At 72.4% G+C, this 12,425-nt stretch carries 12 protein-coding genes; 4 read left to right on the top strand and 8 right to left on the bottom strand.

The window, feature by feature from the left end:
• Positions 1-11: 11 nt before the first annotated feature.
• Positions 12-983: a LysR family transcriptional regulator gene (locus ACIO3O_RS39470; RefSeq protein ID WP_401754719.1), complete on the bottom strand. Its 972-nt coding sequence runs from the start codon at positions 981-983 to the stop codon at positions 12-14.
• 411 nt (positions 984-1,394) lie between these two features.
• Positions 1,395-2,204: an NmrA family NAD(P)-binding protein gene (locus ACIO3O_RS39465; RefSeq protein ID WP_401754716.1), complete on the bottom strand. Its 810-nt coding sequence runs from the start codon at positions 2,202-2,204 to the stop codon at positions 1,395-1,397.
• Positions 2,205-2,304: 100 nt separating this feature from the next.
• Here ACIO3O_RS39465 and ACIO3O_RS39460 point away from each other — a divergent pair, with 100 nt between their 5' ends.
• A complete protein-coding gene (locus tag ACIO3O_RS39460) occupies positions 2,305-3,243 on the top strand; it encodes a cupin domain-containing protein (protein WP_401754714.1) in 939 nt (312 codons plus the stop codon).
• Between the two features lie 25 nt (positions 3,244-3,268).
• Here the strand turns inward: ACIO3O_RS39460 and ACIO3O_RS39455 are convergent, their stop codons facing one another.
• From ACIO3O_RS39455 to ACIO3O_RS39440, 4 genes are all read right to left on the bottom strand, one after another.
• Positions 3,269-4,144, bottom strand: coding sequence for a serine protease (locus ACIO3O_RS39455; protein ID WP_401754712.1), 876 nt, complete (start codon positions 4,142-4,144; stop codon positions 3,269-3,271).
• Between the two features lie 171 nt (positions 4,145-4,315).
• Positions 4,316-5,218, bottom strand: coding sequence for a serine protease (locus ACIO3O_RS39450; RefSeq protein ID WP_401754710.1), 903 nt, complete (start codon positions 5,216-5,218; stop codon positions 4,316-4,318).
• 172 nt (positions 5,219-5,390) lie between these two features.
• Entirely contained in the window at positions 5,391-5,846 is a 456-nt protein-coding gene (locus tag ACIO3O_RS39445) for an RICIN domain-containing protein (protein ID WP_401754708.1), read from the bottom strand.
• Positions 5,843-6,160, bottom strand: a complete 318-nt coding sequence (locus ACIO3O_RS39440; protein WP_401754705.1) for an ArsR/SmtB family transcription factor — start codon at positions 6,158-6,160, stop codon at positions 5,843-5,845. The genes ACIO3O_RS39445 and ACIO3O_RS39440 overlap by 4 nt, the downstream gene beginning before the upstream one ends.
• 186 nt (positions 6,161-6,346) lie before the next feature.
• On the opposite strand from ACIO3O_RS39440, the gene ACIO3O_RS39435 reads away from it, so the two are divergent.
• On the top strand, positions 6,347-7,042 hold the full coding sequence (locus ACIO3O_RS39435; RefSeq protein WP_401754702.1) for an SDR family oxidoreductase: 696 nt from the start codon (positions 6,347-6,349) through the stop codon (positions 7,040-7,042).
• 49 nt (positions 7,043-7,091) lie between these two features.
• Positions 7,092-8,573: a serine/threonine-protein kinase gene (locus tag ACIO3O_RS39430; RefSeq protein ID WP_401754699.1), complete on the top strand. Its 1,482-nt coding sequence runs from the start codon at positions 7,092-7,094 to the stop codon at positions 8,571-8,573.
• Positions 8,574-8,670: 97 nt separating this feature from the next.
• Here ACIO3O_RS39430 and ACIO3O_RS39425 read toward each other — a convergent pair whose 3' ends face one another.
• Positions 8,671-9,501 (bottom strand): aldo/keto reductase, encoded by an 831-nt coding sequence (locus ACIO3O_RS39425; RefSeq protein ID WP_401754697.1) that lies wholly within the window; start codon positions 9,499-9,501, stop codon positions 8,671-8,673.
• A 129-nt stretch (positions 9,502-9,630) separates the two neighbouring features.
• Here ACIO3O_RS39425 and ACIO3O_RS39420 point away from each other — a divergent pair, with 129 nt between their 5' ends.
• Positions 9,631-10,398, top strand: a complete 768-nt coding sequence (locus ACIO3O_RS39420) for a class I SAM-dependent methyltransferase (RefSeq protein WP_401754694.1) — start codon at positions 9,631-9,633, stop codon at positions 10,396-10,398.
• A 75-nt stretch (positions 10,399-10,473) separates the two neighbouring features.
• Here the strand turns inward: ACIO3O_RS39420 and ACIO3O_RS39415 are convergent, their stop codons facing one another.
• Positions 10,474-12,099, bottom strand: coding sequence for an ABC-F family ATP-binding cassette domain-containing protein (locus ACIO3O_RS39415; RefSeq protein ID WP_401754692.1), 1,626 nt, complete (start codon positions 12,097-12,099; stop codon positions 10,474-10,476).
• Positions 12,100-12,425: the final 326 nt, after the last annotated feature.

Below are 12,425 nucleotides of genomic sequence, written 5' to 3'. Positions count from 1 at the left end.
GGGCGGGGGCTCTAGGGCTGCCGGGTGGCGCCGAAGCCCGGTCTGGGCTGCGCCGACAGCCAGCGCGTGTAGCTCGCGCTGCGGGAGATCGCCTCCTCGTACGCCACGCCCGTGTACCCGGACACCGCCTTCGCCGCCTCCGCGGCGGGGGCGCCCGGGTGCCAGCCCAGCAGGTGCCGCCAGGCCAGCGGCGCACCGGTCAGGGGCCGGGTGACGATGCCCGGCGTGGGCGGGAAGGTGGCCCGGCACAGCCCGACCGCCCGCCCCACCTGCACCAGGTGCACACAGGACGCCGTGTCCGTCTCGTACACCTGCATCGGCGCGAACCCCGCCCGCGCGCACGCCGCGGTGAAACAGTCCGCGAAACAGCCCTCCCCGGGAACGTCCGTCCAACACTCCCCGGAGAGCTGAGAGAGGTCCAACTCCACCTGACCGACCAGCGGATGACTCTCCGTCAGCATCACAAAGACCGGGTCGACGCCCACGACCTCCCAGCTCAGCCGGTCCTGCGCGGGCGGCCGGCTCTCGCCGCAGGTGCCGATCAGGGCGAAGTCGAGCCGCCCCTCGACGAGCATGCTGCTGATCTCACCCACCGACCAGGTGGTGTACGTCGTCACGGGCACGCCGGGTCGCGCCGTGGCCAACCGGTCCACCAGCCCGCCCAGGAGGGGGCCGTGCGTGGCGCCGAGCCGGAAGCGGTCCAGGTTCGCCCAGGTGTTGGCGAACCGGACCGCGTCCTCCTGGAGCTCCCGGACGGCGGGAAGCAGAATCCGGGCCCGCTCCAGCACCAGCTCGCCCAGCGGGGTCGGCCGTGACCCCGTGTGGTCGCGGTCGAACAGCGGCCCGCCGAGGGCCCGCTCGATGCGCCGCAACTGGGTGCTCAGCGCGGGCTGCGCGAGCCCGAGCGCCGCCGCGGCCTTGGTCAGTGACCCGGCGTCGGCGATGGCCCGTACGGTCCGCAGATGACGCAACTCCAGCTCCATACCGGCAAGTTATGGGCATGGGTTACCCCCGGCAAGAGACGTGCGGGACTTCTGTGCGGGGAGCGGGTGGAGTGTGCCCCGTACCGGCGTCGTCGTGGTGCTGGATGACGACGTCGAGGCCGTCCGCTGCGACTGGGCGCGGGGCGGGGCGGGGCGAGCCCGGGGCCCTGGTGCGGCGCGCAGCCGGTGCGGGGGCTGGGCGGGGGCGGCACCGGGGTGGGCCGGGAGCGGGAGGGGCCGCCCCCTTGCCCGCCCGTCCCGCCCCCGGGGGGCGGCCCGTCGCCCAAGGGGGCTGGGGAGAGGAAGCGGGGGGGAGGGCGGCCCCGGCGCCCCAGGGGGCTGGGGCGGAACCCGAGGCGGTGGCTGCGGGCGCGGAGACCGACGGGCTGGGCGGGTGCGGAGACCGACGGGCTAGGCGAAGGGGTGGGGAGGGCGACCGAGGACGTGGAGGACGTCGTTCGTGGTGGACGCGTTGTGTCCGTCCAGCAGCATCCCGAACAGCCCCGCCATCCACTCCGCCTCGGCGGGCGGCAGACCGTACCCCTGGAGGGCGGCGGAGTACTCCGCCACCGTCACCGGTACGTAGCGCACCTCCCGCCCCAAGGAGCGGGACAGCTCCGCCGCGACCTCCGTGAGGGTGAGCAGGCGCGGGCCCGTCAGCTCGTACACCTCACCCCCGTGCCCCGGCGCGACCAGCGCCTCCACGACCACGTCCGCCACGTCCTCCGCGTCCACCCACGGCTCCGCCGTGTCCCCGCCCGGGAAGACGATCTCCCCGGCCGCGACGCCCTCCGCCAGCGCCCCCTCGCTGAAGTTCTGCGTGAAGAAGGCCGCGCGGACGACCGTGAGGCCCGACGGCGAACCCCAGGCCTCGCGGAGCGCGGACTCCGCCCGTACCGCGTCCGGCTCGCCCCGCCCCGAGAGCAGGACCAGCCGTCGCACGCCCTGTTCCGCGGCGGCCAGGCCGAAGGTCTGCATGGCCTCCACCGCCCCCGGCGCCGCCAGGTCCGGGTAGTACGTCACGTACGCCGCGTCCGCGCCGGCCAGCGCCGGGCCCCAGCTCTTCTCGTCCTCCCAGTCGAAGTGGACCGCACCGGTGCGGGACCCGGCCCGCACGTCGAGGCCGCGTGCCGTCAGCCGCTCCGCGACCCGGCGTCCCGTCTTGCCGGAGGCCGCCGTCACCAACACCGTGTTCACGTTCTCGTGCTCGTTCGTTGTCATGGCTCCAGCTTCGTCCCGTCCCGCTGGACGGACCATGCTCCACCGGCTCACCCGCATACGCGTGCGTCCAACTCGCCGCGCCCCGGCTAGAGTTGCGGACATGGATGCTCTCGCCGGGCTGCTCGACGGGCCCCGGGCCCGCGGCGCCTTCCTCCTGCGGGCCGTGCTCGACCCGCCCTGGTCGCTGCGCATCGAGGACCAGGCCCCGCTCACCCTGATGTGCATGACCCGGTCCACCGCCTGGGTCATGCCGGACAGCGGCGACGCCGTGCTGCTGCGCCCCGGTGACCTGGCCATCGCGCGCGGCCCCGAACCGTACACCTGCGCCGACACCCCCTCCAGCCCCGTCCGGGCGCGGATCGGGCCCGGCGGCGTGTGCAGTACGCGGTTCGGCACGCCGCTCGCGGAGTCGATGCAGCTGGGGGTGCGGACCTGGGGCGACCGGGTCGACGGCGAGTCCGTGATGCTGATCGGGACGTACCAGCTGGGCGGGGAGGTCGGGCAGCGGCTGCTGGACGCGCTGCCGCCGCTGGCGTACCTGCCCACCGAGGTGTGGCGGTGTCCGCTGCTGCCGGTGCTGGAGGAGGAGATCAGCCGGGACGAACCCGGGCAGAGCGTGTACCTGGACCGGCTCCTCGACCTGCTGCTGATCGCCTCGCTGCGGGCCTGGTTCTCGCGGCCGGAGGCCGAGGCGCCCGCCTGGTACCGGGCGATGGGGGACCCCGTCGTGGGCCGGGCCCTGCGGCTGATGCAGAACGAGCCCGCCCGGCCGTGGACGGTCGCCTCGCTCGCCGCCGAGACGGGCGTCTCCCGGGCCGGACTGGCCCGCCGCTTCAGCGAGTTGGTGGGGGAGCCCCCGATGTCGTACCTCACCGGCTGGCGGCTCACTCTCGCCGCCGACCTGCTGCGGAGCACGGACGCGACGGTGGAGGCGGTGGCGCGGAAGGTCGGCTACGGCGGGTCGTTCGCGCTGAGCGCCGCGTTCAAGCGGGTGCGCGGCGTCAGCCCGCAGGAGCACCGAAGAGCTGCTGCGGGCTGACGCTGGGTCAAAAACCCCTCACGTGCTACGGCTTGGGGAGCGCGCAGCCCGGACGCGTCAGGTCGATCTTGCTGCCCGTCGTGATGCACGGGACCATGTTGTACGTCTGCTGGCCGTAGTTGATGCCCTTGCGGACCGTCACCTTCCCGGCCTCGTCGACCTCGCACGGGTTGTTGTCCGTGCAGCGGGCGCCGTCCTCGTTGCCGGTGTTGTTCACCGCGACGACCTTGCCGGTGTTCGTGTCGAGCACCGGGGAGCCCGAGGTGCCGCCGATGGTCTGGCAGGCGGAGGTGTAACGGACCGAGTCCTTCCAGGTCCAGGCCCCCTCCTTCAGCCGGTAGGCGAACCCGTCGACGTTGCAGCTGTACGTCTTCTTCCAGTAGCCGGACACGACCGTGATGGCCGAACCCTGCGCCGGGCGCGCCGCGCTGAGCTCCAGCGCCTTGATCCCGTACTGGCTCTGTATCTGTGCGTACGTGCTGGTCAGCTGGTACAGCGAGACGTCCGTGTCGGTCATCGTGCCGTACGCGATCTTGCTGGCCTTGAGCGTGCCGACCTTCTGGGCCGCGCCGTTGAGGAGCGAGAAGGTGCGGGACGAGGCCCTGTTGACGATGACCTGGCCCGCGGCCGGGAAACCGGTCTCCAGGCAGTGGCCGTTGGACATCACCAGGGCCGGGTCGTTCGGCTGCGAGGCGGCTGTGCGCACGACCGAACCGGAACAGTTGCTCAGCGCGACCGTGCCGGCGAAGTCAACCGCCTTGGCCTTGGCTCCTGTTGACGCCTTGGCCGTGCTCGTGGCCCGGGTCGGCGCCGCGTCCTGGCTGGTGGCCGCGAACGCGGGTGCCACGCCTGCCCCGACGAGCAGGGTGGCGAGGAAAGCGCCGACGAGAGGCTTCTTCATGTGGGGGTCCCCTCAGTGCCTTATGTGACCGGGGCTGGGTGGCCCCGGTTTGTCATGGGCATTGTTCGGGGATTCCACGAGGTGGACAAGAGGGCCTCTGTGAGGCTGCTGTGCGTGTTGCGGCACGAGAGGTGAAGGTCCCGTCGTGCCGCAACACATCTGCCGGGCAATTTACTTGCGCTTGGGCTCCGGCAGACGGCAGCCGTGCCGGTCCAGGTCCACCTGGCTGTTGCGCGCGATGCAGCGGGCGATGCCGTACGTCTGCTGGGCGTAGTTGATGCCCTGACGCACCGTCACCCTGCCGTGCCTGTCGACCTCGCACGGGTTGTCGAACGTGCAGCGCTCGCCGCTCTCGTTGCCGGTGTTGTTCACCGCGACGACCTTGCCGGTGCGGTTGTCGATCACCGGGGAGCCGGAGGTGCCGCCGATGGTCTGGCAGGCGGCGGTGTAGCGGACCGAGTCCTTCCAGGTCCAGTCGCCCTCCTTGAGCCGGTAGGCGAAGCCGTCGATGTTGCAGCCGTACGTCTTCTTCCAGTAGCCGGAGACCACCGTGATGGCGCGGCCCTCGCGCGGGTGCTCGGTGTTCAGCTCCAGCGCCTTGATCCCGTACTTCTTCTGGATCTGCGCGTAGCTCTCGGTGAGCCGGTACAGCGAGATGTCCGTGTCGGTCATCGTCGCGTACGCCAGCTTGCTCGCGGTGAGCGTGCCGACCTTCTCCGCCTTGCCGTTGAGCAGGTCGAACGTGCGCTTCGACGGCAGGTTCAGGACGACCTCGCCCGCGCCCGGCATGTCCTGCTCGGTGATGCAGTGCCCGTTGGAGAGGATCAGCGCCGGGTCGCCCGGGCGGGACTGCGGCATGCGGATCACGGAGCCCGAACAGTTGCTGAGTGCGACCGTCCCGGCGAAGTCAACGGGCTGGGGCTTGTGTTTCGCCGCCGGGGCGCTCTGGCTCGTGACCGACTGGCTCGCGCCCGTCCGGTTCGCGCCCGGCTGGCTCGTGGCTGCGATCGCGGGTGCCGCACCGGCCCCGAGGAGCGTCAGGGCGAGCAGTGCACCGAGGTAAGGCTTTCTCATGCGGGTTCCCCTCCAGCGACGAATGTCAGGGGCATTCTTGGAGGGGATACATGTGCCGGGCAAGGGTTTTGCCGCAAGGAAATCGCGTGTCGGGGCGTCAACCACCGTATGTTTTACGTCACTTGACCGGCGCGGGTGACCGGCGCGGGCCCTCGTGCTCGGGGCCCCTCGCTCAGCCGTCCACCGGTGCGGGCTCCACCTGCCACCACTGGAAGGGCGAGTCGGTGTCCTCCCACTGCTGCACCCGCCCGCCGTCCTCCGTGCCGCGGTCCGCGACCTCCAGCAGCAGCCCGCTGATCCAGCTCACCAGGCTCACCCGCCCCGGCGCGTCCGCGTGGTGCTCGACGATCCACTCCTGGGCGCCGAAGTTGTTCGCCGACCACTGCTGGATGCGTACGCCGTTCTCCAGCTTGGCGCCCGCGACGTCGAGCCGCTTGCCGCTGGCCGCGTTCACGACGTGGTGCAGCCCGCTGCCCTCGTGCACCGGGGTCAGCGTCCACCGCTGGGCGGCGGCCCCGCTGTCCTTGCCCTGCTGCACGGGCGCTCCGCTGCCCTTCGCGCCGTCGCGCACCTCCAGCAGCAGTCCGCTGCCGACGTTGCGGAGGAGATGGGTGCCGTCGAGTGTCATGAACGCGCTTTCGGAGGAAGGGAGCCCAGCACCGCGTCCAGCAGTCCGGGGAAGCGCGCGTCGAGGTCCGCGCGCCGCAGTTCGATCGCCTTGTAGCGGCCCGCCTTGTGCTCCCGGGTGACCCCGGACTCGCGCAGCACCCGCCAGTGGTGGGTGGCGGTCGCCTTCGTCACCTCCAGCGGCAGGCTGCCGCAGGTGCGCTCGCCCTCGGAGGCGGCGAGCTCGCGCACGATGCCGAGCCGAACCGGGTTGCCCAGTGCGGCGAGGACGTCCTCCATGAGGAGCTGATCGCGGTCGGGGTGGAGCGTGGCCATGCCTGCGAGTGTACGACGACCTTCGTACGGTGTCGGGCGCGCGATGCCCCGGGGTGCGGCCCGCGGTGCTTGCCGCCCGGCGCGGGATGCCCGGTTTGCGCCGGTCGACGGTTCGACCGTACGGTAAATCACGTACAGTCGTACTGGCGAACAGTCGCACTCACGAACAGTCCCGGGAGGACCCCCATGCCCGTCACCCTCGTCACCGCCGCCGCCTCGGGCATCGGCAGGGGCATCGCCACCGAGCTGACGAAGGCGGGCCACACCGTCTCCCTCCTCGACCTCGACCCCGCCGTGACCGCGCTCGCCGACGAGCTGGGCGGCCTCGCCACCGTCGGCTCGCTCACCGAGCCCGCCGACCTGAAGCGCTTCGTCGACACCACCCTCGACCGGTACGGCCGCATCGACGCGGTCGTCAACGGCGCGGGCCACGCCGCGAACGACACACTCCTGAAGGTCACCGACGAGCAGTGGCGCGACGGCCTCGACATGCTCCTGCTGAGCGTCGTGCGCATGGCCCGCCTGGTCACCCCGCACATGGAGGCGGCCGGGCGCGGGGCCTTCGTGAACCTCTCCTCGTACACGGCCTTCGAGCCGCTGGGCATGATCCCGGTCAACTCCAGCCTCCGCGCGGCCCTCACGAGCTTCACCAAGCTGTACGCCGACCAGTACGCCGCACGCGGCATCCGCATGAACAGCCTCATGCCCGGTTACGTCGACAGCTGGCCCGAGGACCCGGACTTCCTGGCGAAGATCCCGGCCGGGCGCTATGCCACGGTCGCCGAGATCGGCAAGCTGGCCGCCTTCCTCGTCTCCGACGACGCCGCGTACGTCAACGGCGAGAGCATCCGCATCGACGGCGGCGCGTCCCGCTCGCTCTGACCTCGGCCATGTCCCGGTGCCGGTGGGGGAGTTGGGGCATGATGCGGGCATGGCGACAGGGGGAGAGACGTCCCGGGTGATCGGCGGCCGCTACCGGCTGGCCGAGCGCCTGGGCGCGGGCGGCATGGGGGCCGTGTGGGCGGGACGCGACCTGGTCGTGGACCGGGACGTCGCCGTCAAGGAGGCGTACGTACCGGAACGGCTGCCCGAGGGGAGCCCGGAGCGGGACGCCCTCCTGGAGCGCATCCTGCGCGAGGCCCGCGCGGCGGCCCGGGTCAACCACCGGGCGGTGGTCACCGTGCACGACGTGGTGGTGGAGGACGGGCGGCCCTGGATCGTCATGGAGCGGGTGCGCGGCGAGTCCCTGGAGGACCGGCTGCACCGGGAGGGCGCGCTGCCCGAGCGGGAGGCCGCCCGGATCGGCCTCGCGGTCGCCGAGGCCCTGCGGGCGGCGCACGGACGCGGGGTGCTGCACCGCGACGTCAAGCCCGGAAACGTACTCCTGAGTGAGGACGACGGGGGCCGGGTGGTCCTGTCGGACTTCGGGATCGCGTACATCGAGGGCGACGAACCGCTGACCAGGTCGGGGGAGTTCGTCGGGTCGCTGGAGTACACCGCGCCCGAACGGATGGGCGGCAACCGGCCGGGACCGGCGTCGGACCTGTGGTCACTGGGGGTGCTGCTGTTCCGGATGGTGGAGGGGTGGTCGCCGTTCCGGCGGGACTCCCTGGAGGGGACGGTCACGGCGGTTGTCATGGCGGACGCGCCGAAGCCGGAGCGGGCGGTGGAACTGCGCCCGCTCATCGTGAGGCTGGCGGCCAAGGACCCCGAGGGGCGACCGGAGTCCGAGGCGGTGGTGGCGGCGCTGCGGGCCGTGGCGGAGCAGCCCGCCGCTCCTGCGGTGGTACGTCCTGGGGCCGGGCGGCGACAGGCGCTGATCGCGAGCGTGGCGGCGGTGGTCGTGCTGGCGGGGGCGACGGGGGCGTACGTCGCGTTGCAGGGGGACGGTCCCGGCGATGTCGCGGCGGGCCCGAAGGCGGCGTCGACGCCTTCCGCCGCGCTGTCGCCCACCCCCTCCGCGCCGAAACCCGCCGCCCTGGGCGTCGAGGACGCGTTCCGCATCGAGGTCCCGGCCGGGTGGACGCGCCTGGGCAAAAATGGCCGGGGCCAGTACCGGTACCAGGGGGCGGGCCTGGAGCTGGTGGTGGTTCCGGGGAGGGACTCGACCGCGACGTTCGGGTCCGACCCGGTGAGGTACCAGACGGAGAGCGAGCCGGAGACGCAGGCCGTGCGCCTGGCGTCCTGGGCCACCGCCTCCGGCATGAGAGAGATCGCCGCCGACGGTCAGACCGGGGTCGAACGGCGGTACACCTGGAAGGACGGGGCCGGCCGGGACCTCTACGGCTGGAACCGCGTCCTCGTCCATGAGGGCCGCTACCACACCGTGTCGGTCAACGGTCCCGAGTCCAGCCGGGCAGCGGTCGACGAGGTGTACGCGGCGGTCGCGCCGTCCTATCGCGTACGGAACTGAACCGCCCCCGGTCCGAACCCGCGGACCGGGGGCGACGCCCTGGATCGCCAGGCGTCAGGCGTCAGGGATCAGGCTTTGGCTGGTCGGGCTTCGGCGATCAGGCGCCGAAGACCGCCGGGTCCGGACCCAGCCGCTTGCCCTCGTCGAGCGCGGCGAAGGCCGCCATGTCGTCGGCGTCCAGCTCGAAGTCGAAGACGTCGATGTTCTCCGCGATCCGCGACGGCGTCACGGACTTCGGGATCACCACGTTGCCCAGCTGGAGGTGCCAGCGCAGCACCGCCTGGGCGGGGGTCTTGCCGTGCTTGCGGGCGACCGCCACGACGGTCGGGACCTCCAGCAGGCCCTTGCCCTGGCCGAGCGGCGACCAGGCCTCGGTGGCGATGCCGTGCTCCTGGTGGAACGCGCGCGACCCGCCCTGCTGGAGCTGCGGGTGCAGCTCGATCTGGTTGACCGCCGGGACCACCGAGGTCTCGGCGAGCAGCGTCTTCAGGTGCTCCGGAAGGAAGTTGGAGACGCCGATCGCCCGGGCGCGGCCGTCGGCGAGGATCTTCTCGAACGCCTTGAAGGAGTCCACGAAGGTGCCCTGGGCGGCGACCGGCCAGTGAATCAGGTACAGGTCGACGTAGTCGAGGCCCAGCTTGCCGAGCGACTCGTCGAAGGCGCGCAGGGTGGAGTCGTGGCCCTGCTTGTCGTTCCACAGCTTGGTGGTGACGAACAGCTCGTCACGGGCGATCCCGGAGGAGGCGAGCGCACGGCCCGTGCCCTCCTCGTTGCCGTAGATCGCGGCGGTGTCGATGCTCCGGTAGCCGGCTTCCAGAGCCGTGCTCACCGCTGCCGTGGCCTCGTCGTCCGGCACCTGCCAGACGCCGAATCCGAGCTGCGGCATTTCGACGCCGTTGTTGAGGGTCAGGGAAGGGACCTTGCTCACGAGGAAACATTTCCTTACGTCGTCGGGGGTTTCTCCATGCTCAACGATCATCGCCGGGCGGACATTCCCGGTCCGGTCGATTGAGGTCGCAGGATGGCTTTTCTCCACAAATGCAGAGATCATCCGCGTATGAGCACTGAAAATCGTACGTTCGACGAGCTGATCGCCGAGGCCGAAGCGGTGTCGGTCGACGGCTGGGACTTCTCCTGGCTGGACGGCCGGGCCACCGAGCAGCGCCCCTCCTGGGGATACCAGAAGCAGATGGGCGAGCGCCTGGCGGCCGCCTCCGCCGCGCTCGACATCCAGACCGGCGGCGGCGAGGTCCTCGCCGGGGCGCCGAAACTGCCGCCGGTGATGGTCGCCACCGAGTCCTGGCCGCCGAACGTGGCGAAGGCCACCCGCCTCCTGCACCCGCTGGGCGCGGTCGTCGTCGCGGACGCGGACGAACCCCCGCTGCCCTTCGCGGACGGCGCGTTCGACCTGGTCACCAGCCGCCACCCGGTGAAGGCCTGGTGGGAGGAGATCGCCCGGGTGCTGGCACCCGGCGGCACGTACTTCTCCCAGCACGTCGGCCCGGCCAGCGTCTTCGAGGTCGTCGAGTACTTCCTCGGCCCGCAGCCCGAGGCGCGCCTCGGACGCCGCCCGGAGACGGCCCGCGAGGAGGCCCAGGCGGCGGGCCTGGAGGTCGTGGACCTGCGCTCGGAGTCGCTCCGTACGGAATTCTTCGACATCGGGGCGGTGGTCTACTTCCTGCGCAAGGTGATCTGGATGGTGCCCGGCTTCACGGTCGCCAAGCACCGGGACCGGCTGCGCGAGCTGGACGAGCAGATCCGTCGCGACGGCTCCTTCGTGGCACACACGGCACGCTTCCTGATCGAGGCCCGCAAGCCTGCCTGAGCGATGGCGGGGTAAGGGGCGCCCTCCAGGGAGGGCGCCCCTTACCTGCGCTTACCGGTGCGTACCCGTGCGGGGCTACGACAGGGACACCAGCCCCAGGTGCTCCTGCCCCCACAGGTCCTCGGTCCCGTCCGGCAGCACCAGCACCCGGTCCGGCCGCAGCGCCTCGATGGCGCCCTCGTCGTGCGTGACCATCACGATCGCGCCGGGGTACGTGTCCACCGCGCCCAGCACCTCGCCGCGCGAGGCCGGGTCGAGGTTGTTGGTCGGCTCGTCCAGCAGCAGCACGTTGGCCCCCGAGTGCACGAGCCCGGCCAGCGCCAGGCGGGTCTTCTCGCCGCCCGACAGCACCCCGGCCGGCTTGTCCGCGTCGTCGCCGCCGAACAGGAACGCGCCGAGCACCCGGCGGGCCTCCCCGTCGTCCAGGTGCGGCGCCGCCGCCGCGAGGTTCTCCCGTACGGTACGGGCCGCCTCCAGCGTGTCGTGCTCCTGCGCGAAGTAGCCCAGCCGCAGCCCGTGCCCGTGCACGACGCGGCCCGCGTCCGGGGCCACATGCCCGGCGAGGATCTTCAACAGGGTGCTCTTCCCGGCCCCGTTGAGGCCGAGCACCACCAGCCTGCTGCCCCGGTCCACGGCGAGGTCGACGCCGCGCAGCACGTCCCGGCCGCCGTACGCCTTCGTCAGGCTGATCGCCCCGAGCGGCGTCCGCCCGCAGGGCACGGGTTCGGGCAGCCGAATCCGCGCGACCTTCTCGGTGCGCCGCACGGGTGCCAGGTCGCTGAGCAGCCGGTCGGCGCGCCGGGCCATGTTCTTGGCGGCGACGGCGGTGGACACGCGGGCGCGCATCCGGTCGGCCTGGGTGTGCAGGGCGGCCGCCTTCCGCTCGGCGGCGGCCCGCTCGCGCGTACGCCGACGCTCCTCGGCGTCGCGGGCTGCGAGGTAGGTGTGCCAGGGGGTGTTGTGCACGTCGAGCGCACGCCGCGCGGGATCGAGATGGAACACCCGGTTGACGGTGTCGGCGAGCAGCTCGACGTCATGGCTGATGATGACGACCCCGCCCCGGTGGGCGAGCAGGAAGGCCCGCAGCCAGGTCACGGAGTCGGCGTCGAGGTGGTTGGTCGGCTCGTCGAGCAGGAGGGTGTCGTGGTCGGCGAAGAGGATGCGCGCCAGCTCGACCCGCCGCTTCTGGCCGCCGGACAGCTCGCCGACAGGCCGGTCCAGGGCGTCGGCGGGCAGCCCGACCCCGGCCGCGACCCGGGCGGCCCCGGCCTCGGCTGCGTACCCGCCGCGGGCCTGGAAGTCGGCCTCGGCGCGGGCGTACGCGGCCATGGCGCGGCGCTCCTGGGCGGGGCCGACGGCCCCGCCCAGCGCGGTCTCGGCGGCCCGCAGGGCACGGGTGGCCCGGTCGAGCCCCCGGGCGGACAGAATCCGCTCGCCCACGGACACGGCGGGGTCGGCGGCCCGCGAGTCCTGGGCCAGGTACCCCAGCGACCCGGTGCGCTCGATGACCCCGTTCCCGTTCCCGTTCCCGTTCCCGTGGGCGGGCGGGGCGGTCGCGGAGAGGGCGTTGAGGAGGCTCGTCTTGCCCGCGCCGTTGCGGCCGACGAGGCCGATGCGGTCGCTGGGGGAGACGTGGAAGGAGATGTCGGACAGCAGGAGTCGGGCGCCGACGCGAACGTCGACACCGCGGACGGTGATCATGGGATTACGCTCCGGAATAGCGAGAGGTCACACGGGTGGCGTGGGAGTGGGTCCTCAGCTAAGAAACACGGGGCGTAGACATGCACCCGAGGCTACGCGCAGCCCCCTCCCCCCGGCGAACGCTTTTCCTGCGCGCCCCTTCAGGGGCGCGGGGCCGTGCTCGACGTGCGGCTCCGCCGCGCGGGGGCGCCCCTTCAGGGGCGCGGGGAACTGCGCGACCAGCCACCCACTCACCTGCACGGAACCGTGCAATGGCCGCGCGGCGAGCGCTTTAGGTGGAGGGGCGGGTCTGGGGCCTCTCTGCCTGAGCAGCCCGGGGCTGCACG

Origin of the sequence: Streptomyces sp. NPDC087440, from assembly GCF_044744005.1 — a bacterium.
Lineage (GTDB): Bacteria > Actinomycetota > Actinomycetes > Streptomycetales > Streptomycetaceae > Streptomyces.
This window is presented reverse-complemented; position numbering and strand designations above follow the sequence as displayed.